Annotated in this window: 20 protein-coding genes and 1 tRNA gene; 3 read left to right on the top strand and 18 right to left on the bottom strand. The window is 64.6% G+C overall.

Going from position 1 to position 25,671, the window contains the following annotated elements:
* Positions 1–3 precede the first annotated feature (3 nt).
* The 13 genes from GFD25_RS06370 to GFD25_RS06310 form a co-directional block, all read right to left on the bottom strand.
* Positions 4–77: transfer RNA gene (locus GFD25_RS06370), tRNA-Arg, on the bottom strand.
* 81 nt (positions 78–158) lie between these two features.
* Complete coding sequence (clpX, locus tag GFD25_RS06365) at positions 159–1,514, bottom strand: ATP-dependent Clp protease ATP-binding subunit ClpX (RefSeq protein ID WP_163231070.1); 1,356 nt, start codon at positions 1,512–1,514, stop codon at positions 159–161.
* A gap of 109 nt (positions 1,515–1,623) precedes the next feature.
* Positions 1,624–2,349 carry an ATP-dependent Clp protease proteolytic subunit gene (locus GFD25_RS06360; protein ID WP_163231068.1) on the bottom strand — a complete coding sequence of 242 codons (726 nt, stop codon included), beginning with the start codon at positions 2,347–2,349 and terminating at the stop codon, positions 1,624–1,626.
* A 5-nt stretch (positions 2,350–2,354) separates the two neighbouring features.
* Entirely contained in the window at positions 2,355–2,960 is a 606-nt protein-coding gene (locus tag GFD25_RS06355; protein WP_152357420.1) for an ATP-dependent Clp protease proteolytic subunit, read from the bottom strand.
* 192 nt (positions 2,961–3,152) lie between these two features.
* The gene (locus GFD25_RS06350) at positions 3,153–4,562 is read right to left on the bottom strand and encodes a chloride channel protein (protein ID WP_163231066.1); all 1,410 of its coding nucleotides are present in this window, start codon (positions 4,560–4,562) and stop codon (positions 3,153–3,155) included.
* A gap of 142 nt (positions 4,563–4,704) precedes the next feature.
* Complete coding sequence (tig, locus tag GFD25_RS06345; protein WP_163231064.1) at positions 4,705–6,087, bottom strand: trigger factor; 1,383 nt, start codon at positions 6,085–6,087, stop codon at positions 4,705–4,707.
* Positions 6,088–6,141: 54 nt separating this feature from the next.
* Complete coding sequence (locus GFD25_RS06340) at positions 6,142–7,431, bottom strand: HRDC domain-containing protein (RefSeq protein ID WP_163231062.1); 1,290 nt, start codon at positions 7,429–7,431, stop codon at positions 6,142–6,144.
* Positions 7,428–8,093 carry a DUF3000 family protein gene (locus tag GFD25_RS06335; protein WP_163231060.1) on the bottom strand — a complete coding sequence of 222 codons (666 nt, stop codon included), beginning with the start codon at positions 8,091–8,093 and terminating at the stop codon, positions 7,428–7,430. The genes GFD25_RS06340 and GFD25_RS06335 overlap by 4 nt, the downstream gene beginning before the upstream one ends.
* Before the next feature lie 174 nt (positions 8,094–8,267).
* A complete protein-coding gene (gene pflA, locus GFD25_RS06330) occupies positions 8,268–9,149 on the bottom strand; it encodes a pyruvate formate-lyase-activating protein (protein WP_163231058.1) in 882 nt (293 codons plus the stop codon).
* A 122-nt stretch (positions 9,150–9,271) separates the two neighbouring features.
* Positions 9,272–11,644 (bottom strand): formate C-acetyltransferase, encoded by a 2,373-nt coding sequence (gene pflB / locus GFD25_RS06325; RefSeq protein WP_163231056.1) that lies wholly within the window; start codon positions 11,642–11,644, stop codon positions 9,272–9,274.
* Positions 11,645–11,861: 217 nt separating this feature from the next.
* Positions 11,862–12,074 (bottom strand): hypothetical protein, encoded by a 213-nt coding sequence (locus GFD25_RS06320; RefSeq protein WP_163231054.1) that lies wholly within the window; start codon positions 12,072–12,074, stop codon positions 11,862–11,864.
* Between the two features lie 137 nt (positions 12,075–12,211).
* Positions 12,212–13,909 carry an NAD+ synthase gene (locus GFD25_RS06315; protein ID WP_163231052.1) on the bottom strand — a complete coding sequence of 566 codons (1,698 nt, stop codon included), beginning with the start codon at positions 13,907–13,909 and terminating at the stop codon, positions 12,212–12,214.
* Positions 13,910–13,999: 90 nt separating this feature from the next.
* Positions 14,000–15,157 (bottom strand): M20 metallopeptidase family protein, encoded by a 1,158-nt coding sequence (locus tag GFD25_RS06310; protein ID WP_163231050.1) that lies wholly within the window; start codon positions 15,155–15,157, stop codon positions 14,000–14,002.
* Positions 15,158–15,318: 161 nt separating this feature from the next.
* Between GFD25_RS06310 and GFD25_RS06305 the strand changes: the two genes are divergently transcribed.
* Positions 15,319–16,173, top strand: a complete 855-nt coding sequence (locus GFD25_RS06305) for a Cof-type HAD-IIB family hydrolase (RefSeq protein WP_163231048.1) — start codon at positions 15,319–15,321, stop codon at positions 16,171–16,173.
* A gap of 226 nt (positions 16,174–16,399) precedes the next feature.
* Here the strand turns inward: GFD25_RS06305 and GFD25_RS06300 are convergent, their stop codons facing one another.
* The 4 genes from GFD25_RS06300 to GFD25_RS06285 all read right to left on the bottom strand — a co-directional run bounded on the left by GFD25_RS06300 (position 16,400) and on the right by GFD25_RS06285 (position 20,205).
* Complete coding sequence (locus GFD25_RS06300) at positions 16,400–16,936, bottom strand: peptidylprolyl isomerase (protein ID WP_163231046.1); 537 nt, start codon at positions 16,934–16,936, stop codon at positions 16,400–16,402.
* A gap of 96 nt (positions 16,937–17,032) precedes the next feature.
* Positions 17,033–19,369 carry a RelA/SpoT family protein gene (locus GFD25_RS06295; RefSeq protein ID WP_163231045.1) on the bottom strand — a complete coding sequence of 779 codons (2,337 nt, stop codon included), beginning with the start codon at positions 19,367–19,369 and terminating at the stop codon, positions 17,033–17,035.
* Positions 19,370–19,435: 66 nt separating this feature from the next.
* Positions 19,436–19,912, bottom strand: a complete 477-nt coding sequence (gene dut, locus GFD25_RS06290; protein WP_163231043.1) for a dUTP diphosphatase — start codon at positions 19,910–19,912, stop codon at positions 19,436–19,438.
* A complete protein-coding gene (locus GFD25_RS06285; protein ID WP_163231041.1) occupies positions 19,912–20,205 on the bottom strand; it encodes a DUF4193 domain-containing protein in 294 nt (97 codons plus the stop codon). Before GFD25_RS06285 ends, dut begins: the two co-directional genes overlap by 1 nt.
* Before the next feature lie 149 nt (positions 20,206–20,354).
* Here GFD25_RS06285 and sepH point away from each other — a divergent pair, with 149 nt between their 5' ends.
* Positions 20,355–21,440, top strand: a complete 1,086-nt coding sequence (gene sepH / locus GFD25_RS06280) for a septation protein SepH (protein ID WP_163231039.1) — start codon at positions 20,355–20,357, stop codon at positions 21,438–21,440.
* A gap of 93 nt (positions 21,441–21,533) precedes the next feature.
* On the opposite strand, the gene GFD25_RS06275 is transcribed toward sepH, so the two are convergent.
* Positions 21,534–22,784, bottom strand: a complete 1,251-nt coding sequence (locus GFD25_RS06275) for an alkaline phosphatase family protein (RefSeq protein ID WP_163231037.1) — start codon at positions 22,782–22,784, stop codon at positions 21,534–21,536.
* Between the two features lie 140 nt (positions 22,785–22,924).
* Between GFD25_RS06275 and GFD25_RS06270 the strand changes: the two genes are divergently transcribed.
* The gene (locus GFD25_RS06270; protein WP_163231035.1) at positions 22,925–25,654 is read left to right on the top strand and encodes a DNA gyrase/topoisomerase IV subunit A; all 2,730 of its coding nucleotides are present in this window, start codon (positions 22,925–22,927) and stop codon (positions 25,652–25,654) included.
* Positions 25,655–25,671 lie beyond the last annotated feature (17 nt).

The following is a 25,671-nucleotide window of genomic DNA, read 5'->3' as shown; positions in this document are numbered from 1 at the left end:
GCGTGCGCCAGACAGGATTCGAACCTGCGACCTGCTGATCCGTAGTCAGCTGCTCTAATCCGCTGGGCTACTGGCGCATGTTGTCTTGTTTTCGGCAACCCGTATAAACTACAACAGCATTGCTTAAAAAGCAAATATCGGCATGTCGCGCCATTTTCCTAGGCTTCCCGCCTTCTCGGCAGCCGAATTGCCCCCTCGGAGCGAACAAGCTTCGGCCGGCTTTCGCCTCGTACCGACGCCGCATCCACGATTACCTGACCGACATCGTCCATGCCGGGCAGATCGAACATCGTCTCCTCCAATGTCTTCTCGATGATTGAACGAAGTCCGCGCGCTCCCGTTCCTCGCGTGATGGCCGTTGCGGCGATCTCACGCACCGCCTCCTCGGTGAATGCAAGGTCCACGCCGTCCTCCGCGAACATCTTGCGGTACTGCTTGGTCAGCGCGTTGCGCGGCTCGACGAGAATACGCGCCAGATCGTCTTCGGTCAGTTCGTCCAATACGCTGATGACCGGCAATCGTCCGATGAATTCCGGCAGCAGACCGAATTCGGCCAGATCGTCGGCGTTGACCTGCGCCAGCAGCTCCTCCGAGGTGATGTCGCGGTCGTGCCAGGCGGTACCGAATCCGCTCTCGCGCGTGCCAAGCCGTCGCCCGATGATGTCGTCCAGTCCGACGAACGCGCCCCCGCAGATGAACAGGATGCCGCGCGTGTCGATCTGCACGGTTTCCTGTTCCTTGTGTTTGCGTCCGCCTTCGACCGGAACGGACGCGATCGTGCCTTCGAGGATCTTGAGCAATGCCTGCTGCACGCCTTCACCGGACACGTCACGCGTGATGGACGTGTTTTCGCCCGATTTGCGTGCGATCTTGTCGATCTCGTCGATGTATATGATGCCGTGCTGCGCGCGTTCGACGTCGCCGTCGGCGGCCGCGATGAGCCTCTGGAGCACCGTCTCCACGTCGTCGCCCACATAGCCGGCTTCGGTGAGCGTGGTGGCGTCGGTGATGACGAACGGCACGTTCATGACCTTGGCAAGAGACTGCGCAAGATACGTCTTGCCCACGCCGGTGGGACCGAGCAGCAGGATGTTCGATTTGGCGACCTCGACGTCGTCCAACGGATCGTTTCCGCCATGCCGTGCGGCCGAAACGCCAAGACCCGACCGCCGGACGCCGGAACCGGCGCCAAATTGCCCCGCCGCCTCGCGCAGCTCCATGTTGACGCGCTTGTAATGGTTGTACACGGCAACGGCCAACGTGCGTTTGGCCGTCTGCTGCCCGACGACGAACTGGTCGAGGTACGCGTTGATGTCGGTGGGCCTGGGCAATGACAACGCGTTGACGTCGGCGCTGCGCCGTCGCTCCTCGGAGATGATATCGACGCACAGTTCGATGCATTCGTCGCAGATCGCGGCGGACGGACCGGCCACCAGCTTGCGCACCTGACGCTCGGTCTTGCCGCAGAACGTGCAGCGCGGCACGTCCTCGTTATAGCTCACCACACGTCCCATACCCGCTCCCTCCGTCCCGCCATCGAAACGGCCGAATCAATCAGCAATCGATCAAAACCATACAAAGATACCCCCAGTCGAACCGGCTGAGGGTATCATCGTCGCGACGTCACGAACGGTGCTCGAGCACTTCGTCCACGATGCCGTATTCCTTGGCCTCCTGGGCCGTCAGGAACGTATCGACCTCGATGTCCTTGCGGATCTTCTCGACGTCCTGTCCGGTGTGCTTGGCAAGCGTGTTCTCGAGCCAGGCACGCATGCGCAGCATCTCCTTGGCCTGAATCTCGATCTCGGTGGCCTTGCCGAAGCCCTGATCGATGGCCGGCTGGTGGATGAGCACACGCGCGTTCGGCAGGATCAGGCGCTTGCCCTTGGCGCCGGCCGCGAGCAGGATCGCCGCGGCGGACGCGGCCTGGCCGAGGCACACGGTCTGCACGTCGGGCTTGATGTACTGCATGGTGTCATAGATCGCGGTCATCGCGGTCATGGAGCCGCCGGGAGAGTTGATGTACATCATCACGTCGCGGTTCGGATCCATGCTTTCGAGCACGAGCAGCTGGGCCATGATGTCGTCGGCCGAGGTGTCGTCGACCTGCACGCCCATGAAGATGATGCGATCCTCGAACAGCTTGGTGTACGGATCCTGCGTCTTCATGCCGTACGGCGTCTTCTCGGAGAACTGCGGAAGGATGTAACGGTCCTGCGGCATGGCCGGGGCCATGCCACGGCCTGCGAGCGCGGCCTCGCGCGCGGCGGCCGGCATGAAGCCGACGACGCCGGCGGGGCCGGCCAGACGATCGGCACGCTGGACGAACTTCGCTTCTTCGGATGCCATATGACTCACTCCCCTTCCTTCGCGCTCATCGTGTCGTGCGTGGACACGATCTTGTCGACGAACCCGTATTCGAGCGCTTCCTGCGCGGTGAACCAGTGGTCGTACTCGTTGTCGCGGTAGATCTCCTCGACGGTGTGGCCGGTCTGCTTGGCCGTCAGTTCGGCGAGGGTCTTCTTCATGTCCATGATGAGCTCGGCGTTGATGCGCACGTCGGTGGTGGTGCCGCCGATGCCTCCGGACGGCTGGTGCATGAGCACGCGGGCGTGCGAGGTCAGGAATCGCTTGCCCGGCGTGCCGGAGCTCAGGAGGAACTGGCCCATAGATGCGCACATGCCCAGGCCCACGGTCGCCACGTCGGGCTCGATGAGCTGCATGGTGTCGTAGATTGCCATGCCGGCGGTGATCGAGCCGCCCGGCGAGTTGATGTACAGCCAGATGTCCTTCTTCGGATCCTCGGCCGCGAGCATCAGCATCTGAGCGCAGATGCGGTTGGCCATATCGTCCTTGACCTCTTCGCCCATCCAGATGATGCGGTCTTTGAGCAACCGGTTGAAAATCGGATCCACCATGGACGGGGCGTCGCCTTCGCCCATCGTGGGTGAGGGTGTCATGAAACCTGCCACCTTATCTCCTTGACTCATAAAACATTACGCTTAGCTACATTACCCGTTCAAAGCGACCGCCGACGCCTGCGCACCCCGTTTTCGGCTACCCGCATAGCATATGCGTCCGTCCTCCGGACGACCGCCGTCCGACCACGTCCGCGGTGGGGCATCCGGTCATGGCGATCCGTACGGCCGTGCCTACTTGCGCAGGAGCTGATGGGAGAGGAACGCGGAGACGGCGACGCCCAACGCGACGGGGACGTAGAACGCGCTGGGGGCCGCGGTAAGTTCCAGCACGAGGCACATGGCCATGAGCGGAGCCTGCTGGGATGCGGACAGGAGCGCGGCCGCGCCGATGAGGGCGCATGCGGTGACCGAGTCCGCGGGGAACGCGATCGTCCACAGCACGCCGATCATCGCGCCGAGTGTGGAGCCGAGCGCGATGCCGGGCTGAAGCACGCCGCCGGATGCGCCGGAACGAATCGTGAGCAACGTGGCCACGGTCTTGGCGATGAACGTGACGGCAAGTACCAGCAGCACGATGGCGAGCTGCGACTGATGCAAGTCGAGTCCGAGCAGTGACCAGGGCGACACCGGCGAATCCCCCGCCGACGCGCCCTGCTCCGCGACGATTACGGCATTGGTCGCGGCACTCCCGCCGGACGCCGCAACGGTTCCCTGCATCATGGACACCGTGCTGAATCCGAGTTGCGCGGCGGCACGGCCGTTGCCCATGATCTGCGGGACCACGATGGCGATCAGACCGGTCAGCACGCCGGCAAGCGGCATCTGCCATAGGATCGCCGTACCGGCCGGCTTATGCGATTCCGCCCATTGCGAGCCACGTCGGAAGCATGCGCCCGCAGCGCCGCAGGCGACGCCGATCAGCAGGGCGGCGAGCATGATCGTCGGCGTCAGATCGTTCTGCATGAGCGAAATGTCATAAAAGACATGTCGTCCTTTGATGCTTGACGCGACGAACGCCGCCACCGCGGACATGCCGAGTCCGAACGCGACGTTTTCGATCGCGACATCGGCCAGCAGGATCTCCACGGCGAAGAACATGCCGGCGAACGGCGCGTTGTACACGCCGCCCAGACCGGCTCCTGCCGCCACCGCGACGACGACACGCCTGTCAAGGCCATTGAGGCGGAACAGGTCGCAAAACCGTTGCGCGAGCATCGCGCCGAGTTCGCGCGGCGCGACCTCTCGTCCGATCGACGCGCCGGTGCCGACGATGAAGATCTGCAGGCAGACGTGCACGATCGTCTGCCAGGCCGGCATGCGATCGCCGGCGACGGCTTTCTTGACGGACGGCACTTTCGTGGTCTTCGTGCGCAGCAGCCACCAGATCACGCCGGCGACCGTCAGACCGACCGTCACCGACATCGCACGACGCACGGCCGGCACGGCGAACGGCCCCGGCGCCGCCGAACCTTCGACGTAACCGAGCATCACCCGCTCAATGCAGTACAGCATCAATGTCAGCAATCCCGCACCGACGCCGATCACCGCTCCGAGTATCAGCGTGGCGGCCGCCATCCATCCGACACGCTTCCAATCCATTGGATTCACGGCTTTACCGATCTTCGCGGTTTTCTCCGTCATCCTTCTCTCCCCTTATCCGTCGTCATTCCGCCCTCATGCGGCGGCCAATGCCAGTCCGGCCGCACATACAGCAAAAGGCTTGGAATCCTACTGATTCCAAGCCTTTTACAACACTTGTCGCCTTATCGGCCCAGTGCTACGCTCACTCGGCGTTCTCGGCCGGGGCTTCGTCGGCAACGGCGGCTTCGTCGGCAACGGCGGCGGCAGCGGAAGCGGCGGCGACGCTTTCGTCCTCGGAGTCCTCATCGGCACCCAGGAACGCGCTCAGGTCGAGCGGCTCACCCTCACAGGTGAAGGACACGGCGCGCATGCCGGCCAGCAGACCCTTGGAACGGCCGACCTCGGCCACGGCGGAGCCGAGCTGGCCGTTCTTCACGATCGCGTTGATGAACGCGTTCGGATCCATGCCGTACTGCTGGGCGATGGAGGCGAGGAAGTTGAACACGTCGGACTGGGAGACCTGGACGTCCAGCTTCTCGGCCAGGGTGTCGAGCAGGATCTGATCCTTGAGTTCCTTCTCGGCGGCTTCGTCGGCCTGGGCCTTCTGCTCGTCGGTGGCCTTCTCCGGGTCGGCGGTCAGGGACTTGAGGTGCTCGTTGACGGCATCCGCCTTCACGCCCTTCGGCACCGGGATCTCCAGATCCTCGGCGAGCTTGGCGAGGAACGCGTCGCGGGCTTCGGTGGCCTGGCGAGCTTCGCCCTCCTGCTCGATCTGCTTGCGGATGTCGGCCTTGAGCTCGTCGAGGGTGTCGAACTCGGAGGCTTCCTGCGCGAAGTCGTCGTCGAGCTCCGGCAGTTCCTCGGCCTTGACGGAGTTGACCTTCACCTTGACCTGAGCCTTCTGGCCTTCGTGCTCGCCGGCTTCCAGCGTGCCTTCGAAGGTGGTCTCCTCGCCGGCGGACAGGCCGTCGAGGGCCTCGTCAAGGCCGTCCAGCATGGTGCCGGAACCCAGCTCGTAGCTCACGCCCTCCTGGGATTCGACGGTCTCGCCGTCGATCTCGGCGTTCAGGTCGATGTTGGCGAAGTCGCCCTTGGCGGCCGGACGATCGACGCCCACGAGGGTGCCGAAACGCTGGCGCAGGGATTCGAGGCGCTTGGCCACGTCTTCATCGGTGACTTCCGGCTTGGCGACCTCGATGGTCAGGCCTTCGAGAGCCGGCAGCTCGATTTCCGGACGACGTTCGACGGTGGCCACGAACTTGAGCTTGGTCTCGTCGTTCGCAGAGGACGGCACTTCCTGCACGTCGATCTCCGGCTGGGCCATCGGACGGATCTTCTTCTCGTCCAGGGCCTGGGAGTAGAGCTCCGGCACGCCGTTGTTCACGGCCTCACCGGCGACGGCCGCGAAGCCGATGCGCTGGTCGATGATCTTGCCGGGCACATGACCCTTACGGAAGCCGGGGACGTTCACCTGCTTGCCGATCTCCTTGCGGGCCTGATCGAGGAAGGGGTTGAACTCCTCCGGCTCGACGGTGATGGTGAGCTTCACCTTGGTGGGCTCGAGGTTCCTGACGCTGATCTTCACGCTAAACGCTCCTGAAAAGTCGTTACTGTCATAGTTCTGCCCATTGGGCAACCGTTACATGATAACCCTACTCACGGACGCCGCAACCAGACCGACTTGCCATTCGCGTGCGCCCTGGGCCGAAAGGAAGTCCGCGACGTCGATCCGCCTGGGATCCTCGCTCCAGCACAGGTTGCGGATGATCTGCGGCTTGATGATGATTTCGGGGGGCGTCCGCGTGTCTTCGGCGATCTGATTGATCACCCCGCGCACACGCTGCAGACGCTCATACCGCTCCGGATGACGGGCCTCCCACACCTTGAGCGAACGAGGACCTCCTCCCCCGTTGGCCTCGTCACGCGAGGGCGCGGGAATGACGGGCCACTGGTCCGGTTTAAGGGCAAGCGCCCGACGGATCGTCTCGCGCCATACGGACGGCTTGACCTTACGCTGGATAGGCGCATACCGTTCGAACATCTTGTCCTGCTCGCCGCCGGTGTTCATGCGCACGCGCTCGTTCAGAGAGCGGATCGCCCGGAATTCGCGGGCATTGCGAGGTTTTTTCAGGGCGGCCTCGATGATCGACGAGTCGGCGAGCAACAGCGCGGGAGCGATGTCGTATTGCCGGGCGAGCCTGTCCCGTTCCTCCCACAGCTCCTTGGCGATCGCCAGACCCTGCATGTCCCGGTTGAGCCTGTTGATATGCGATATGCGCATCCACGGCACCGGATGCGGCTTGCGCGGGCCTGTCCCTTCGGCCAGCGCGTAGGCGAATTCCTCCTCGGCCCACTGCTCCTTGCCGTGGGCTTTGAGATCGGCGCGCATGAGCCGTTCCAGTTCGATGAGCAGCTCGACGTCCAACGCCGCATAGTTGCGCCAGTCACGCGGCAACGGACGATACGACCAGTCGGCCGCGGAATGTTCCTTGGCCAAGGTGATGCCCAGATAATGTTCGGTGACCGCGGCCAGTCCGAACCGATGCAGTCCAAGCAGCCGGGCGGCGATCTCCGTGTCGAACAGCGACGTCGGACGCAGTCCGAGATCGGCGAATCCCGGAAGATCCTGCAACGAGTCGTGCAGGATCCATGTCGCGTCTCCGACCGCGTCGTCGAACTCGTTCCAGTCGGCGCCGAGCATGGTCAATGCCACCGGGTCGAGCAACGCGATGCCCGCACCGTCGCGCTTGAACTGGATGAGCCAATCCTCATGGCTGTAGCGGAAGCCCGACGCGCGTTCCGCGTCGGCCGCCAGCGAGCCCGTGGCCGCAGAGAACCGTTCGCATACCTCCTGGTATCCGGCGATGGTCGAAGTGACATCCGGCACGCCGCCACGTGGTTCAGCCTGCAGTCTCGGCTCGTCAGTCAACGGAACGGTTCCTCCTCGGTCGCTGACATGGATTTCAGAAAACACGCCCACAGACGTATCTGGTCGCCGGCGTTCGGTCCATGTCCGGTATCGTCAAGCGGCGTCCATGATACCCGCAACTCGCAACCGACGCCGTCATCGGCATGGCCCAGATCCGTCACCGCGCCGGGATCGTCGTCCGACGAGGGGAACGTCGTATCCCGTCTGATCGTCACCGTACCGTTCAATCCGATGCACGACGGCGGCGCCACGTACCGACGCAGGTCGTTCCAATACCGGGCGGAGGTCGTGTCATGGTCCGCAGGCACCGCCGGCAGGTCGGCATAGGCCACGCACCGCCAATGGGAGCGCCACGTCCGGGGAACATCGTGCCGGTACATCACCATGATCCAACCCTGCGTCGGCCGCGCGTATCCGGCATCGTCCCGGCCGCCGTCAGCCGAGCATGACAGCGACACGCCGATACCGTAATCGGCCGCCGATTCGGGAACGGGAATCTCGCAATAGCGTACGCCCCGCACGCGTCGCATCGCGCGCACCGACTCCACGGCATTCCACACCTCATCGGGGATGCCGTCCGGACGCGGGAACGACGCGACCCTGCATTGCGGCGCCGTCGCCGTCTGACCGTCCGCCGAGGAAAAAGCGAAAATCTCAGCCATAGTACAAGGCTACGGCATGGATGGCGTCCCGCGCTGCATCGGCGCGCGAAAGATGCGCATTCGTTCGGGATCGCCGACGGTTATGAACTCCGTCAGGCCATGCGGGTCGCATGCCTACCCCTCTCCGAAGCGGCTTCGTCTCCGGCTCCCCTGCAGAGGGGAGCGCAATGGAGGTCAGTACACGGTCAGGCCGTGCGATTCGAACTGCTCGACCACGCGCTTCTTGAGCGCGGCGCTCGGTCCCTTCTGGTCCTCGAGCGGGTATGGGATGCGCAGTTCGTGCCACTTGGGCCGGCCGAGCTGATGGAAGCCGAGCACGTCGACGTGTTCGACCGCATCGCCGAACGACTCGCAGATCCGAGCCACGTTCTCGACGTTCTCCTCGGACGAGGTGAGTCCCGGCACGAGCACGAAACGCACCCAGATCTTCTTGCCGGCCTTGGCGAGCCGCCGGCCGAAGTCGATGGTGGGCTGCAGCAGGCCGCCGGTCACTTCGTGATACGTTTCCTCGTCGCCGGACTTGACGTCGAGCAGACACAGGTCGATGTCGTCGATCATTTCGTCGGTGTAGTTCTTGTTGAGGAAGCCGGACGTGTCAAGGCAGGTATGCACGCCCATCTCCTTGGCTGCGCGGAACACGCGGGAGACGAATGCGGGCTGCATCATCGACTCGCCTCCGGAGAACGTGATGCCGCCGTGCGTGGCCTTGAACAGGTCGGCGTAGCGGGCGACCTTCTTGATCATCGCGTCGAGGTAGACCGGCTGGCCGTCACGCATCTTCCACGTGTCGGGGTTCTGGCAATACTGGCAGCGCAACGGGCAGCCGGACATGAACACGGTCATGCGCGTGCCCGGACCGTCCACGGAGGTGTTGATGTCCCACGAATGCACGAATCCGATGTCGCCGGTCTTGAGCGCCGTGATACGGTCGCGGCGATCGAGTCCTATCGGCGATTCGAAACCGGACAGGCCTCCCATCAGCGTCTGGCTGGCGTAGGTCTTCGACTCCTTGAGCATATGCCGTGTGGTGGTGCGAAATGGTGTGTTGTCGGGCATCGTCGTCCTCCTGAATCCTCTGTGTCCCTTCCGTCGCAAGGCGGTCCGTAACAGGAAAAGGGGCGGAGCATCGCGCTCCACCCCTTTCATCCGTTTACCGCCTGATCCTCACGCAGGCCGCGTCACTCGGTGACGGCGCCCTGATGGAACGTGCGGGAGATCACGTCGAGCTGCTGCTCCTTGGTGAGCTTGACGAAGTTCACCGCGTAGCCGGAGACGCGCACCGTCAGGTGCGGGTACTTCTCCGGGTGCTCGACGGCGTCCTCGAGCTGCTCCTTGCGCAGCACGTTGATGTTGGCGTGGTACAGGCCGTGGCCGTTGCCCGCGTCAAGGATGCCGACGAGGTTGGCGATGCGCTCGTCCTCATCGCGGCCGAGGCCGTCGGGGGTGATCGTGTTGGTCAGCGAGATGCCGTCCAACGCGTCGTTGTAGTCGATCTTGCCGACCGAGAACATCGACGGCAGCATGCCGTGGGAGTCCATGCCGTTCTCCGGGTTCGCGCCCGGGGCATACGGGGTGCCCTTCTTGTGACGGGACGGGAAGGAACCGGTGTTCTTGCCGTACTCCACGTTGGAGGTGATCGTCAGGATGGACTGGGTCGGAACGGCGCCGCGGTAGACCGGGAGCCTCTTGACCTGGCCCATGACCGTGGAGACGACCCACTTGGCGATGTCGTCGGCGCGATCGTCGTCGTTGCCGTACACCGGGAAGTCGCCCTCGGTGCGGTAGCCCACGACCAGATCGTCATCGGCGCCTTCGACGTACTCGTACTCGTGGCCCGGCAGATCCTTGGCGTCCTTGTTGTAGATCGGGTACACCTTGGCGTACTTGACGGCGGACAGCGAGTCGGCGGCGATGGACAGGCCGGACATGCCGCAGCCGAGGGTGCGGTACACCTCCTTGTCGTGCAGGGCCATCTCGATGGACTCGTACGCGTACTTATCGTGCATGTAGTGGATGATGTTCAGCGCCATCACGTAGGTCTCGGACAGCCATTCGAGAGCCTTCTCGTAGTTGGCCTTGACCTTCTCGTAGTCGAGCGTGCCGTCGGCCTCCGGGGCGATCGGCTCGATCACGCCCTTGTCGATGACCTGCATGCCGGTCATCTCGTCGCGGCCGCCGTTGATCGCGTACAGCAGGGCCTTGGCGGAGTTGACGCGGGCGGCGAAGAACTGCATCTGCTTGCCGACGCGCATCGGGGAGACGCAGCAGGCGATGGCCGCGTCGTCGCCCCAGTGGGAGCGGATCTCCTTGTCGGACTCGTACTGGATGGCCGAGGTGTCGATGGAGATCTTGGCGCAGAACTTCTTGTAGCCTTCCGGCAGCTTCGGATCCCAGAAGATGGTGATGTTCGGCTCGGGGCCGGGTCCGAGGTGCTCGAGGGTCAGCGTGTTGAGCAGGCGGAACGAGGTCTTGGTGACCATCGGGCGGCCGTCGTCGGCGAAACCGGCGTCGGACCAGGTCGCCCAGTACGGGTCGCCGGAGAAGATCGCGTCGTAGTCCTTGGTGCGCAGGAATCGCACGATGCGCAGCTTCATGACGATGTTGTCGATGAGCTCCTGGGCTCCGGTCTCGTCGAGCGTGCCGTTGTCGAGATCACGCTGGATGTAACAGTCGAAGAACGCGGAGTTGCGGCCGAAGGACATGGCGGCGCCGTCCTGGCTCTTGACGGAGGCGAGGTAGCCCATGTAGGTCCACTGCACGGCCTCCTGCGCGTTGCGCGCCGGGCGGGTCAGGTCAAGACCGTACTCGTTGCCGAGGTTGATGAGCTTCTTCAGGGCCTTGATCTGCTCGTCGTGCTCCTCGCGGAAGCGGATCCAGTGCTCGATCTCCGGCTCGGTGAAGTCGTTGCGGTACGGCACGGAGTCCTTGTCGCGCTGCTTGAACTTGATGAGCGTGTTGACGCCGTACAGGGCGACACGACGGTAATCGCCGATGATGCGGCCACGGCCGTAGGCGTCCGGCAGACCGGTGAGGATCTTGTTGTGGCGGGCGATCTTGATCTGCTTGGTGTAGACGCCGAAGACGCCGTCGTTGTGGGTCTTGCGGTACTTGGTGAAGATCTTCTTGATCTCCGGGTCCGGCTCCTTGCCGGCCTCCTTGATGGCCTGCTCGACCATGCGCCAGCCGCCGTTCGGCATCATGGCGCGCTTGCACGGCTCGTCGGTCTGCAGGCCGACGATCACGTTGTCGATCTCCGGGGACTCGATGTAGCCGGCCGGGAAGGCGTCGATGTCGGCCGGGGTGTGGGTGTCCACATCGTAGACGCGCTGCTTGCGCTCGACCGCCAGGTAGTTGTCGTCAAGGTACTTCCACAGGTGCTTGGTCTTCTCGGTGGCGTTGGCGAGGAACGACTCGTCGCCGGTGTACGGCGTGTAGTTCTTCTGGATGAAATCACGAACGTCGATGTCCTTCTGCCAGTTGCCCTCGGTGAAGCCGGCCCATGCCTGAGCCTCAAGCTCCTCCTGAGAGACTGCATTCTCAACTGCTGTCATGTCACTCCTTGGTGTCGTGGCGGTGCAACGCATCCTTGTCGTTGCTTGTTTCAGTTATGAATTGTAGTTGAACGAATCTGAAAAAGCGCTGAAATCGGCAGTGAGCTATCTCACATTCCCCGTGATCGTTCACACCGTCAAAAGCTCCCATGACGGCGTTCCCAAAGACACGATGGGCGACCGTCATATGCGCCGGCCGCCCTCGCCATGCGAACCGTTACCGCCCGTCATCCGCGGACCGGCCGGACCCCCACTTGTTCCATTCCCGGGTCTGTTCGTCCCATACCGTGTTGCGCTCCTTGACGATCTTCCATGCATCAAGTGCGTCCTGCCTGCTTTTGTACGGCCCCATCCGCTGACCGATCGGCGATAGCTTGCCGAGTTCCGGCTGCTCGGTAACGGTGTTGAAATACCATTCCTTGTCGCTCATGTGCTCCCCTTCATCGATATGACGCATGCCGATCATACGGAATCGCACGTCGGCCGCGTGCATCCGATACCGTTCGATACCGAACGTACGCGGCCTCTACGATCGACTATGCCGACATGCCGGACTGACGTGCCGGACTACTCGCGGAACGCGTTCGTCACCGGCAGACGACGGTCGCGGCCGAATGCAAGCGCGGTGACCTTCGGTCCGAGCGGATACTGGCGACGCTTCCATTCGGCGCGGTCCACGAGCCGCATCACAGTGTCGACGGTCTTCTCGTCGAAGCCGTCGGCCAAAAGGTCGGCGCAGCCGTGCGCATGTTCGATATACGCGGCAAGCACCTTGTCGAGCAGCTCGTATTCGGGCAGCGAGTCGGAATCCTTCTGGCCGGGACGCAGTTCGGCGCTCGGCGCCTTCTCGATCGAGTTGACCGGGATCATCACGCCGCCGGACAGCGGTTTGCCCGGGTCGCCCTGCTCGTTGCCGACGACATGCAGCCCGCCGATGCCCATGCCGGCCGCTGCCGCACGGTTGCGCCACCGGCTCAGCTCCCATACGCGGGTCTTGAGCAGATCCTTGATGGGCGCGTATCCGCCGACCGCGTCGCCGTAGATCGTCGAGTAGCCGCAGGCCAGTTCGGACTTGTTGCCGGTGGCCACGGCGAGCAGCCCTCTGGAGTTCGAATAGGCCATGACGATGACGCCGCGGATGCGTGCCTGCAGGTTCTCGGCGGCCACGCCGTCGAGGCCGAGCTGCTTCTGATAGGCGCTGAACAGCGGTTCGATCGGCTGGATGTCGTATTTCGCGCCGATGTTGGCGGCCAGATCGGCCGCATCGTCCTTGGACCCGTCGGACGAGTACATGGACGGCATGGAGATGCCCTGCACGTTCTCGCCGCCCACCGCGTCGGCGGCCATCGCGGCCACGAGCGCGGAGTCGATGCCGCCGGACAGGCCGAGGCATACGCCGCGGAAACGGTTCTTGGCCATGTAGTCCTTGAGACCTAGCACGCAGGCGGTGTACACCTCTTCGTCCGGATCCATGTCCGGCACGATCTCGCCCGGCCGCTGACGTTCGGCGTCGGTGTCGAGGTCGAAGAAGGAGAGGTGCTCCATGAACATCGGCGAGCGTAGCAGCATCGCGCCGTCGGCGTCGACGACGAAGCTGCCGCCGTCGAAGACGAGGTCGTCCTGGCCGCCGACCTGGTTGACGTAGATCACGGGGGCATTCACCTCTGCGGCGCGTCGCACGGCGAGTTCGTGGCGCACGTGCGTCTTGCCTTCCTCGTACGGCGAGCCGTTCATGGTCATGAGCACGTCGATGTCGCGTTTGGCGAGTTCGGCGACCGGGCCTCCGTCCTGCCAGATGTCCTCGCAGATAGCCACGCCGATGCGCGCGCCGTCGACGTCGAGCACGACGGATCTGTCGCCGGCCGTGAAGATGCGGAATTCGTCGAATACGCCGTAGTTGGGCAGGAAGTGCTTGTCGTAGCCGGCCCAGACCACGCCGTCGTGCAGGACGACCATGCGGTTGCGCGGCTTGTCGGATGCGTGGTCGGTGCCGACCGTGCCGACCGCCACATACAGGTCGCCGAGTCCGTCGGCGGCCAGTTCGGTGGCGAGCCAGCTGGCCTTGTCCCAGGCGGCCTGACGGAACGTGCGGCGCAGGGCAAGGTCCTCGATCGGGTATCCGGTGAGCGTCATTTCGGGGAACACGACCACTTGCGCGTGGTCCTGTGCGGCGAGGTGCGAGTATCGCATGATCTTGTCGGCGTTGGCATCGAGATCGCCGACGCAGGTGTCGATCTGGGCGAGTGCGAAACGAATCTGTGTCATGGCTCCCTAGTGTAGTGCAGCATGCCGCGACGGCCATGTCACGTTTCGCGGCGGGCGCCGCCCGCCCGCAGGGGCGGGGAGCGTCTCGTTTCAGCGGTTGCCGCGCAGTTCTTCGAGCACGCGCAGCGCCGCGTTCACGTAGAAGTTGACGGCCGGCTCGACCGCCCCGTCCATGCCGACGAAATGCGGGCTGTGCCAGTCCGCGCAGCCTTCCTGTCCGTTCGAGCCGACGAACGCGAACACGAGGCGCGAGGTCGCGGCGAATTCGACGAAGTCCTCCCCCGCCATGCTGGCGCGGATCGGCCTGAGCGAGGCGTATCCGGGCACGTCGGCGGACACGGCCTCGGCGAGCGCCGCATCGTTGACCAGCGGCATCTGGATGCAGTCCCAGTCCACGTCGGCGCCGATGCCGTACGCTTCGGCGGTATGGTCCACTTCGGACACGAAACGACGATGCACGAGCGTCTCGTCGTCCTTGTCGAAGAAGCGGACGGTGCCCTGGAATCCGGCCTCGGCGGGAACCACGTTCCATACGTGGCCGCCGTGCACTTCGGTGATGGACAGCACGACCGCGTGGAACGGCGAGACATTGCGGCTGACGATGGTCTGCAGCGCAAGGATCATCGTGGCGAGGGCCTCGATCGGACCGGTGCCTTTCTGCGGGTAGCCGGCGTGGGTGCCTTGCGCGTGCAGCGTCACCTTGAACTTGACGCATCCGGCCATCATCGGTTCGGGACCGATGGCGATCTGGCCGGGAGCATAGTTCGGGTTGTTGTGCGTGCCGATGATCGCCTCGACGTCATCCGTGGCGCCGGAGGCGACCACGGCGCGGGCGCCCATGCCGAGTTCCTCGGCGGGTTGGAACACGATCTTGATGCTGCCGGCGATCCGGTCTCGGTGGTCGGCCAGCCAGAAGGCCGCTCCGAGCAATCCGGTCATGTGCAGGTCGTGGCCGCAGGCGTGCATGACGCCGTCGTTGCGCGACGAGAACGGCAGTCCGGTGTCCTCCTGCACCGGCAGGCCGTCGATGTCCGCGCGCAATGCGATGCGCGGACCGGGCTTCTCTCCCTCGATCAGGCCGACGAGCCCGGTGTCGAGCGTCGTGTCAAGAACCTCGATGCCGTGCGCGTGCAGCTGGTCGGCAAGATACGCGGTGGTGCGCCGCTCTTCGAAGCTGCGTTCGGGATGCTCGTGCAGATGGTGGCGGACGGCGATCAGATCGTCGCCGACGGCTATGCGTTCGGTCATGATGCTCCCCCTATGAATCGGTAACCGCCCATTGCCCTGTGGCGGCTGCGGATTGGCGTTGTCGCGACGTCCCCATCATACGACGTGCCGTCGCATCCGGTTCCGGGGGCCGGCCGTACACTGGACGGTAGGTTTTCATTGCGCAAGGCGGAGGTACTGCCATGACCACGATCGATCCCGCTGCCGACGTGCGGCTTCCCGACGGCGACGATATCCGTGCCGCGTTCTTCGACATCGACGGCACATTGACCAGTTTCGTCACGCATGTCGTGCCCGATTCGACCATCGACGCACTGCACCGATTGCAGGAGCGCGGCGTGAAGGTGTTCATCTGCACCGGTCGCGCCCCTTCGCATATGATGGTCGTGCTCGACACGATCCCCGTGAAGTTCGACGGCATCGTCGGGCTGAACGGGCAATACTGCTTCGACGATCATGGTTTCCTGGAGAAGCAGGCGCTGGACAGGGACGACATCAAGACGGTCATCCGTTGGCTGGACGCGCATCCTGACGTGGTGGCGAATTTCTGCGAGAAGGATTACGTGTATTTCAACCAGGTCACCGATTCGATGCGCCGCACTTGGGCGCAGTTGGGCAAGACCGCGCCGGCCGTGCATGTGGACGATCCCCACAAGCGGGCCTTGTCGATCGAGACGTTCCAGATCAGTCCGTACATCAGCCCGGAGCAGGAGGCCGAGGTGACGGCGCTGTGCCGCAACGTCAAGGGAGTGCGCTGGCATCCCGATTTCACCGACCTGATCCCGGCCGACGGCGGCAAACCCGAGGGCATGAAACGGTTCATGCGCCATTACGGCTGGACGCGGGAGCAGACGATCGCGTTCGGCGACGGCGGCAACGACGCGACGATGCTCGGGTTCGCGGGGATCGGCGTGGCGATGGGCAACGCCACCGCACCGGCCAAGGAGGCCGCCGACTACGTCACCGACGACGTCGACCACGACGGCATCCTGAACGCCCTGCTTCACTTCGGCGTGCTGCGAGCGCCCCATGTCTGAGCACTGCAACGGCAACGTCGCTTTGGAGACGGCGGTGGAAAGCGTCGTCAGGAGGTTCCGGGCCATTCCGCAGTCGGCCCACGAACGGCCGGCCGGCTCCCCCACGGGGTACGCCCGCTGACCGGCACCGTCTTTCAAACGAAAACAGGCTCCCGACGAGCGGGAGCCTGCATGTCTGTGGTCATCGGCCGACGGATGAGGATACGACGGATGACAGCACGTCGATCTACAGCACGTCGATCGATTCGATCATGGCCGGTTCGAGCGGCGCGTCGGAACGGTCGGTCGGCACGGATTCGAGCTTGTCGACGACCTTCTTAGACTCGTCATCGGCGACTTCGCCGAAGATCGTGTGGTGTCCGTCAAGCCACGGGGTCGGCACGGTGGTGATGAAGAACTGCGAACCGTTGGTGCCGTGGATCTTGCCGTCGCGGTCGCGGCGCAGGCCGGCGTTCGCCATGGCGAGCAGGTACGGACGGTCGAACTTGAGACCGGGGACGATCTCGTCGTCGAAGTTGTAGCCCGGACCTCCGGTGCCGGTGCCCAGCGGGCAGCCGCCCTGAATCATGAAGTCCTTGATGATGCGGTGGAAGGTCAGGCCGTTGTAGAACGGCTCGTGGGAGGGCTGCCCGGTGATCGGGTCGGCCCACTCCTTCTCGCCGGTGGCGAGGCCGAGGAAGTTCTCGACGGTGACCGGGGTCTGGTCGTCGAACAGGTTGATCTTGATGTCACCTTCGGAGGTGTGCATAACAATAGTGGTCATAAGGTCACAGTCTCCCAGAAGCTCACGACCGGATCGAAGGCATGCCCGTGTCCCCGCTGCGGTCGATCCCGAGATGGCGGCAACGGGAACACGGGTCTACTGCTGCATCTTGCGCAGGCGGGGCTCCTGGGATTCCTTCGCTCCGGTGATCCGGTACACGTCGAAGACGCCGTCGATCTTGCGCACGGCCGCGAGCAGGCGGTTGAGATGCTGGGGATCCGCCATCTCGAAGCTGAACTGGCTGATGGCCACACGGTCACGACCCGTGGCCTGGGCTCCGGAAATGATGTTCACGCCGTGATCGGCGAGCACGCGCGTCACGTCGCTCAGCAGATGCTGGCGGTCCAGCGCCTCGACCTGGATCTTGACCATGAACAGGCCCTTGGTGCTGGTCCATTGCACATCGACGACGCGTTCCGGCTGGCGCTTCTTCAGATCGATCATGTTCTGGCAGTCGGTGCGATGCACCGACACGCCCTGGTTGCGCGTGATGAATCCGATGATGGGGTCTCCGGGCACCGGCATGCAGCAGCGGGCGAGCTTGACCCATACGTCGCCCACGCCCTTGACGGAGATGCCGAGCGAGCTTGTGGTCTTTTTCGCGGATTCCACCTGACGAAGCGGCAGGGCCTCCTGCTCGACCTCCTCGTCGACCTCGTCGGAGCCGGCGTCCTTGACGAGATGCGCGATGACGTTCTGCGTGGAGATCTGGCCTTCGCCGATGGCGGCGAACAGGTTGTCCGGGTTGGAGAAGTTCAGTTCGTCGGCCACGCCCACCAAGGCGCTCGGGGTGAGCAGGGTGGCGATCGGCAGATTGCGCTTGCGCATGGCGCGCGTCAGCTCGTCGCGTCCCTCTTCGATGGCCTCGGTGCGCCGCTCCTTGGAGAACCACTGGCGGATCTTGTTGCGCGCCTTCGGGCTTTTGACGAAGCTCAGCCAGTCGCGCGACGGGCCGGCTGTCTCGGATTTCGAGGTGAGCACCTCGACGGTGTCGCCGTTCTCGAGTTTCGTGTCGAGCGGCACGAGTCGCCCGTTGACGCGCGCGCCCATGGTGCGGTGGCCGACCTCGGTGTGCACGGCATACGCGAAATCGACCGGCGTGGCGGCGGCGGGCAGCGAGACGATCTTGCCTTTCGGCGTGAACACGTACACCTCGGCCGCCCCGAGATCCTCCTTGAGCGAGCCGAGGAACTCGTTCGAATCAGGGGTTTCGCTGGTCCAATCGGCAAGCTGCTGGATCCACTTGAGGTTGTCGGCCTCGCTCAGCTCCTGATTCTCCCCGCCGCTGCCGCGTTTGAGATCGGACTTGTCCGGAGAGCTCAGCGCGCGGCCGGCCTGACCGTTCTCCTTATATTTCCAATGCGCGGCGATGCCGAATTCGGCGCGACGGTGCATGTCCCACGTGCGGATCTGGATTTCGACCGGCTTGCCGCCGGGCCCCACGACCGTCGTGTGCAACGACTGGTACATGTTGAGCTTGGGCATGGCGATGTAGTCCTTGAACCGTCCCGGCACCGGGCTCCATCGGGCGTGCACGGCGCCGAGCGCCGCGTAGCAGTCCTGGATCGTATCGACGATGATGCGCACGCCGACCAGATCATAGATGTTGGAGAAATCGTGTCCGCGCACGATCATCTTCTGGTAGATCGAGAAGTAGTCCTTCGGGCGTCCGGTCACGTATGCGCGGATGTGCTGGGCGTCGAGATCCTCGTTGATCTCCGCGAGGATCTGCTTGAGGTACACGTCGCGCTGCCCGGCGCGACGGGCCACGAGCACGACGATCTCGTTGTAGATCTTCGGGTAGAGCACCTTGAAGCTGAGTTCCTCGAGCTCGGTCTTGATCGCGTTCATGCCGAGGCGGTTGGCGAGCGGCGCGTACACGTCGAGCGTCTCGCGGGCCTTCTTCTGCGCTCCCGAGGTCTTGACGTAGCGCCAGGTGCGCGCGTTGTGCACGCGGTCGGCGAGCTTGACGACGAGCACACGCACGTCGCGGCTCATCGCGACGACCATCTTGCGGATCGTTTCCGCCTGCGCGGAGTCGCCGTATTCCATCTTCGACAGTTTGGTGACGCCGTCGACCAGACCAGTGACCGTATCGCCGAACTCGGCGCGGCACTCGTCGAGCGTGTAGTCGGTGTCCTCCACCGTATCGTGCAGCAGGCCGGCCGCCACGACGAGCGGACCCATGCCCAGGTCGGCGAGGATCTGGGCGACGGCCAGCGGATGGATGATGTACGGCTCGCCGGACTTGCGCCGCTGGGGCGCGTGCTGCGTGACGGCGCGACGATAGGCCCGTTCGAGGATGGACAGGTCCTCGCCGGGATGATGGGCGCGACATGCCTCAAGGATCGGCTTGAGCGGGTTGACCGGGTCATCGCTGATTTCGCAACCAAGCTTGCGTGCCGCCGCGTAATCGTTCTCTGCGTTCGCCATGATCCCACCTGCCCTTGTGTATGTGTTTATACTACTCGATCCGCCGCCCCGGCCGGGAGCGACGCCTTATGACGCGACTCCCGTCGAGCCGAAGCCTCGTTCGGCGCGGTCCGAACCGGGCAGGACGGCCGCGGGGATGAACGTCGCCTCGGCGTACCGCTGGATGACCAGCTGGGCGATGCGGTCGCCGGGCCGGAATTCGACGGTGCGCTCGGGGTCGAGGTTGATCAGGGGCACCTTGATCTCGCCGCGGTAGCCCGCGTCGACGGTGCCGGGGGCATTGAGCACGGTGACGCCTCGCTTGACGGCAAGCCCGGAACGCGGGTGGACAAGCGCGACGTAGCCTGCCGGCAATGCGATCGCCACGCCGGTGGGCACCAGCGCCCGCTGGAACGGCTTGAGCGTCACGGCCTCGGTGGTGATGAGGTCGGCGCCGGCGTCGCCGGCATGGGCGTAGAACAGTTCGGCCGGATGATCGGGGTCGAGGGATTTGACCAGCACCTCGACGGTTTCCGGTTCGTTGTAGGTCTCGTCGATCGCCATCAGGCGGCGCACTCCTTGCAGACCGGCTGGCCGTCTTCGGTGGTGTATGCGAGCTGGCTGCGGTGCTTGACCAGATAGCATTCGGAGCAGATGAACTCGTCTCCCTGCATCGGGATGACGGTCACCGAGGCGTCCTCGTTGCTCAGGTCGGCGCCGGGCAGCTCATAATCCTCGGCGATGGCGTTCTCATCGTCGTCGATGTCGCTTGAGGAGTTCTGCGATCCCTTGCCGAGCGCCTGCAGCGACTCCTCGTCCTCGTCCTTGTTACGAGGGGAATCGTAATCCTGAGCCATCGTGTTCCTTTCGTCGAAGTGGTTTCTTCTGCGCCATAGAATACATGACTTTTACCCGACGTAGGATACGCGATTCGAAATACTCGTAAAATACGACACGTGGGGCACAATAGAGAACGACAGCCCTTTGGACGAGGAAAGTGGTGCGCATGCCTGAGAATCCGCTTGAACAGGCCCGTTTCGACCATGTCGACGACGCGGGCAACCTCGTGTTCGCGGTCGGCAACCTGAGATTTGCGGTGCATGTCGACGACACGCTGGAACGCGCCATACTGGAGGCCAAGCAGATACGTTCGGAATCCGGTCGGCCGCAGCCTCAAACGGCCGGCACCCTGCCGATCTCACAGATTCAGGCGTTGATCCGCGCGGGCGCGGACCCATCGAAGGTCGCCGAACGCTACGGCTTGGGCGAGGCTCTGGTGCGCCGGTTCTCCGCCGCGGTGGAGACCGAGAAGCAATACGCGATCGAGCAGTTCCTTGCGGTGCCCGCCCCGAAGGACAGCCGCATGCGTACGACGGCGGAGCTGATCGAACGCACGTTGGCCACCGCACGCATCGGCATGGAGACGTTGAGCTGGCAGGCGACGAGACGTGGTCTGGAACCGTGGCGGATCGTCGCCCGTTTCCGTTCCGCAGGGCGCGAGGTGCGCGCCGAGTGGACATGGAACATGCACGACAACGCCGTGGTCTGCGTCAACGCGGCGGCGAAGCAGCTGTTCGGCCTGCGGACGGCCGGGGACGCCGCCCCGTCGTCCGCAGACACCGCGTCGGCCGACGGCGATCTCGCTCTGTCGTTGAGTCTTCCGGGCGATTCGATCCGTTCCGCGCGCATCGAACGCGCGGTGGCGCAATGGGGCGGGACCAACGGCGACGCGGCCGATCCGGCCGGTTCGATGGCGGTGGCGCCGCTTCAGCCGATCACATGGAGGCCCGGAAACGCGAATGGAAGCACGACGGACGGCAACGACGTCGTCGCGGAGCAACCTGCGGCGTCCACGGTGTCCGTTTCCGCATTGTCGCCAAGCCATACGGTCGCGGATCACGCGGCATCCGCGACGCAGCAGCAGCCGTCATCCCCGGAACGCGCGAACGACGGCGAACAGGCGGGCCCGTCGGATGGCGGCGCGGCGGACGCGCGCGACGATACCGGCGGCAAGCCCGTCGTCAAGCCTGCGAAACGGCGTTCGGGACGTTCCGCAGTGCCCAGCTGGGACGAGATCCTGTTCGGCGAGTAGCCCCCCGATACAAGCTCAGACTCAGACGATATCGGTCTCAGGTCCGGATCCCGAAACCATAGACCGTGTTGGCGTCCTGCACGGTCGGCTGCATCACGCCATGTCGATCAGACAGGGAATGTCGGATTCGAGCAAGCTGAGCGACCCATGCACGCTGGGCAAACGCGTGGCCTTGTCGGATTGGATGCGCGAATCCACGATCGTGGCCGCATGGGTCGCGGAAACGATCACGTCGCCGAGCATCGCACGCACGCGTTCCTCGACGGGACCGAACAGACCCTGTCCGACAGCCTCGTCCTTGGTGCGCACCACCGCCATGTTTCCCAGTCTCCGACGCCACCGTTCGGCGATGGCTTCCGCCGGCTCGTCGGCCTGCGCATACAGCATGAGCGAGCGTGGCTCGCCGCCCACCATGCGCACTCCCCGCGCAAGTTCCGGTTCCTCGGCGATGTCGATCCGCTGGTCCGGATCGGTCGTGATCATGCCGTGGTCGGCGGTGACGACGATCAGCGTGCCGGATGGCGCGGCGCGTTTCAGCAATGCCAGCTGGGCGTCGATACGTTCGAACACGGCGATCCATTTGTCGGAATCCCATCCGTCCCCATGCCCGGTCTTGTCCGCGTCCCGGATGTACAGGTACGTCAGACCGGGTGTTTTCGCGGCGTCGCAGGCAGCCATCACACGATCCCGTGGCGTGACGGCGCCGATGTAGTCCGGCCCGCGCAACGCCGCCTCGGTCAGCGGCGAATCCCTGAATTTCGGCAGGCCGCAGCTGGTGACGCGCACATCCTGCCTGCGGAGCAGTTCGAATACGGTGGGCTGGCGCTGCAGGTCGGCGGGGGCGATCGCGTCGGTGAACTGGATGAGTTGGGAGAGTTTGCCGGTGAGGGGGTTGAGCTGCGTGTAGCCGGCCATGCCGGTCAGCCCCGGACAGGTGCCGGTGCCGAACGTGGCCATCGCGGCCGTCGTGGTGCTGGGCGCGCATGTCGCGATCGGACGCCGGTTGACGGACTCGTTCATCAACGAGCGCAGATAAGGGGCGTGGCCGAGACGCATGGCGAGGTTCCAGTAACCGAGGCCGTCCACGAGCACGACGATCGCGGAACGCGCCGAGGGAAGCGAAAGCGCGGCCTGCAGCGCCGACGGGTCGCGATGCACGGCGGTGGCCACGGGATATCCGATCGCCGAGGAGATCGCGGGCAGGAGCGCGGACAGGTGCAGCGCTCCCCCGCGCCGCGGCCGGCCGTCCGTCTTGCCGTCCGGACAAACGGGATCACGGTCTCCGTATCGCGCGACGGACGTGAATCGCAGCAGTTCTTCCATATCCGGGACATCCACACTCATGCCTCCATTCAATCACTGCGGGGCGAACAAATGTGCGTGTTGACGTGCGGTTTCGATAGTATGGTGCGGTTGTCGGCCATTCGCGCCGGCATCTTGTCAGGGTCATCAGTTCCATCGACACAAGTGGGGAGCACGTACGCATGGCATCGCATCGCAAGCCGGCACAGCCCGCCTATGATCTGCGCACGGTCAAGGAGCATATCGTCGAGACGCCGTTGAACGAGGAGATGAGCAAATCGTTCCTCGAATACGCGTATTCGGTGATCTACGCGCGCGCCCTGCCCGATGCGCGCGACGGCATGAAGCCGGTGCAGCGGCGCATCGTCTATCAGATGGGCCAGATGAACCTCACCCCGGACCGTCCGTACATGAAGTCGGCGCGCGTGGTCGGCGAGGTGATGGGCAAGCTGCATCCGCATGGCGATTCGGCGATCTACGAGGCGATGGTGCGTCTCGCCCAGCCGTTCGCGATGCGCCTGCCGTTGGTGGACGGCCATGGCAATTTCGGTTCGCTCGACGACGGGCCGGCCGCATCGCGTTACACGGAGGCGCGTCTCGCCCCGGCGGCGCTCGGCATGAACGCCGATATCGATGAGGATACCGTCGACTTCACGCCGAACTACGACAACAAGCTCAAGGAGCCGACCGTGCTGCCGGCGGCGATCCCGAACCTGCTGGTCAATGGCGGCTCGGGCATCGCGGTGGGCATGGCCACGAACATGGCGACCCATAACCTCGGCGAGGTGGTGGCTGCGGCGAAGCACCTCATGAAGTATCCGACGGCCTCGCTCGAAGAGCTCATGCGCTACGTGCCGGGACCGGATTGGCCGGGCGGCGGCATCATCATCGGGCGCGACGGCATACGCGAGGCGTACGCGACGGGCCGCGGATCGCTGACGACCCGTTCGAAGACGCATATCGAGAACGTGACGGCCCGCAAGAAGGCCATCGTGGTGACCGAACTGCCGTATATGGTCGGCCCCGAACGCGTGCTCGAGCGCATTTCCGAAGGCGTGAAGAACCATAAGCTCGAAGGCATTTCGGGCGCGATCGATCTGACGGACCGGCATAACGGCACGCGTCTGGTGATCGAGGTGAAGACCGGGTTCGATCCGAACGCGGTGCTCGCGCAGCTGTTCCGCAACACGCCGCTGCAGGACAACTTCACGATGAACAACGTGGCGTTGGTGGACGGACGCCCGCACACGATGGGCTTGAAGGAGATGCTTTCGGTATGGATCGACCACCGGCGCGTTGTGGTGCGCCGGCGCAGCGAGTTCCGGCGCAGGAAGGCGCTGGAGCGGCTGCATCTGGTCGAAGGCCTGTTGCTGGCCCTGCTCGACATCGACGAGGTGATCCAGGTGATCCGCACCTCCGAGGATGCGGATGCGGCGAAGAGCCGACTGATCGCGGTGTTCGACCTCGATGACATCCAGGCGCAGTACATTCTTGACCTACGCCTGCGCCGGCTTACGAAGATGAGCCGCATCGAGCTTGAGGCGGAACGCGACGATCTCAAGCAGCGCATCGAGGAACTGGAACGCATCCTCGCGTCCGCCGAGGAGCTGGACCGCGTGGTGGTCCGCGAGATGGACGAAGCCGTGGCCACGTATGGCTCGCCGCGGCGCACGGTGCTGCTGGACGAGGGACCGGACGGCACGCTTACCCCGGTGGCCGCGCATGGTGATGACGCCACGTCGTCGGCCGCTTTGGAAGCGGCCCGTACCGCGACGCGACTGTCCTCCGCGGCGGCCGATGTGGCCGCCGCCGCTGCCGCCGCGAAGAAGGCCGGGGAGGAAGGCGCGGCGGTTGCCGCGGCCGCATTGCAGATCGACGACGAACCGTGCGTGGTGATGCTGAGTGCATCCGGGCTGATCGCACGTACGTCTCCGGCCGCATGGGACGTGTGGGAGGCCCGGTCCGCAACGGATGCCCGCAAGCCGGACGACCAGATCGTCTCGATCATCCGCACGTCCACACGTTCGTCGTACGGTCTGGTCACGTCGGCCGGACGATTGGTGCTGGCCCACGTGGTGGAGCTGCCGTCACTGCCCGCGGCCGAATCGCTGAGCGTGACCGGAGGGGTGCGTGCGGACGAGCTGATCGGCATGACCGAAAGCACCGATCCGGTACATGGCGAACACGTGGTGGCGGCCGTGGCGATGACCGGCACGTTGAACGGCGTGGAGCAGCCCGAGTTCGCGGCCGGCCGCGACACGGACGGCAATGCGCTGACCGAACTGCCGCCGTTGGCGATCGGCACGCGCGGCGGCGTGGTGAAGCGTTGGAACCGCGAGGCGCCGACCACGATGGATTCGTGGAACGTGATCGACCTCAAGGATGACGATCAGGTGCTGTTCGCCGCGGATGCCGCCGATGACGACCGTCTGGTGTTCGTGTCGTCGGATTCCTCGCTGCTGACGTTCGAGGCGAGGAACGTACGCCCGCAGGGACGTACGGCTGGCGGCATGGCCGGCATTCGTCTGGCCGCCGATTGCGTGGCGTTGTCGTTCAACGTGGTGCCGGCCGGCAGGATCGCATGGACGGATGGCGACGGGGACGATGCCGCTTGTGGCTCCGGTACGGTGGTGCTGACCGTCGCGGGGGACAAGGACGCTCTGGCCGGCACGGAGAACGGTTCGGCGAAGATCACGCCGTTCGAACTGTATCCGGCCAAGGGACGCGGCACGGGTGGCGTGCGCTCGCAGCGTTTCCTCAAGGGACAGAACACGCTGATCCTCGCCTGGGTGGGCGCATACCCGCTGCATGCCTCCACCGAGGCCGGCTCCCCGGTGGCGCTTCCGGCACCGGACATGCGTCGCGACGGGTCGGGCGTCGACCTGTCCGCGCCGATCACGTTCGTCGCATGACGGTTCGTTCGGCAGGA

This window comes from Bifidobacterium aerophilum (assembly GCF_010667685.1).
GTDB lineage: Bacteria > Actinomycetota > Actinomycetes > Actinomycetales > Bifidobacteriaceae > Bifidobacterium > Bifidobacterium aerophilum.
The sequence above is the reverse complement of the archived record's forward strand: the minus strand, read 5'-3'. Positions and strand labels throughout refer to the sequence as shown.

Excerpts from the sequence above, each read along its gene's own strand:
- GFD25_RS06320 (WP_163231054.1), bottom strand. The coding sequence starts at position 12,074 with ATGAGCGACAAGGAATGGTATTTCAACACCGTTACCGAGCAGCCGGAA.
- GFD25_RS06315 (WP_163231052.1), bottom strand. The coding sequence starts at position 13,909 with ATGACACAGATTCGTTTCGCACTCGCCCAGATCGACACCTGCGTCGGC.
- GFD25_RS06335 (WP_163231060.1), bottom strand. The coding sequence starts at position 8,093 with ATGGCTGAGATTTTCGCTTTTTCCTCGGCGGACGGTCAGACGGCGACG.
- GFD25_RS06300 (WP_163231046.1), bottom strand. The coding sequence starts at position 16,936 with ATGACCACTATTGTTATGCACACCTCCGAAGGTGACATCAAGATCAAC.
- GFD25_RS06310 (WP_163231050.1), bottom strand. The coding sequence starts at position 15,157 with ATGACCGAACGCATAGCCGTCGGCGACGATCTGATCGCCGTCCGCCAC.
- pflA (WP_163231058.1), bottom strand. The coding sequence starts at position 9,149 with ATGCCCGACAACACACCATTTCGCACCACCACACGGCATATGCTCAAG.
- GFD25_RS06295 (WP_163231045.1), bottom strand. The coding sequence starts at position 19,369 with ATGGCGAACGCAGAGAACGATTACGCGGCGGCACGCAAGCTTGGTTGC.
- dut (WP_163231043.1), bottom strand. The coding sequence starts at position 19,912 with ATGGCGATCGACGAGACCTACAACGAACCGGAAACCGTCGAGGTGCTG.
- GFD25_RS06305 (WP_163231048.1), top strand. The coding sequence starts at position 15,319 with ATGACCACGATCGATCCCGCTGCCGACGTGCGGCTTCCCGACGGCGAC.
- GFD25_RS06270 (WP_163231035.1), top strand. The coding sequence starts at position 22,925 with ATGGCATCGCATCGCAAGCCGGCACAGCCCGCCTATGATCTGCGCACG.
- GFD25_RS06355 (WP_152357420.1), bottom strand. The coding sequence starts at position 2,960 with ATGACACCCTCACCCACGATGGGCGAAGGCGACGCCCCGTCCATGGTG.
- GFD25_RS06285 (WP_163231041.1), bottom strand. The coding sequence starts at position 20,205 with ATGGCTCAGGATTACGATTCCCCTCGTAACAAGGACGAGGACGAGGAG.
- GFD25_RS06275 (WP_163231037.1), bottom strand. The coding sequence starts at position 22,784 with ATGAGTGTGGATGTCCCGGATATGGAAGAACTGCTGCGATTCACGTCC.
- sepH (WP_163231039.1), top strand. The coding sequence starts at position 20,355 with ATGCCTGAGAATCCGCTTGAACAGGCCCGTTTCGACCATGTCGACGAC.
- pflB (WP_163231056.1), bottom strand. The coding sequence starts at position 11,644 with ATGACAGCAGTTGAGAATGCAGTCTCTCAGGAGGAGCTTGAGGCTCAG.
- GFD25_RS06360 (WP_163231068.1), bottom strand. The coding sequence starts at position 2,349 with ATGGCATCCGAAGAAGCGAAGTTCGTCCAGCGTGCCGATCGTCTGGCC.
- GFD25_RS06350 (WP_163231066.1), bottom strand. The coding sequence starts at position 4,562 with ATGACGGAGAAAACCGCGAAGATCGGTAAAGCCGTGAATCCAATGGAT.
- clpX (WP_163231070.1), bottom strand. The coding sequence starts at position 1,514 with ATGGGACGTGTGGTGAGCTATAACGAGGACGTGCCGCGCTGCACGTTC.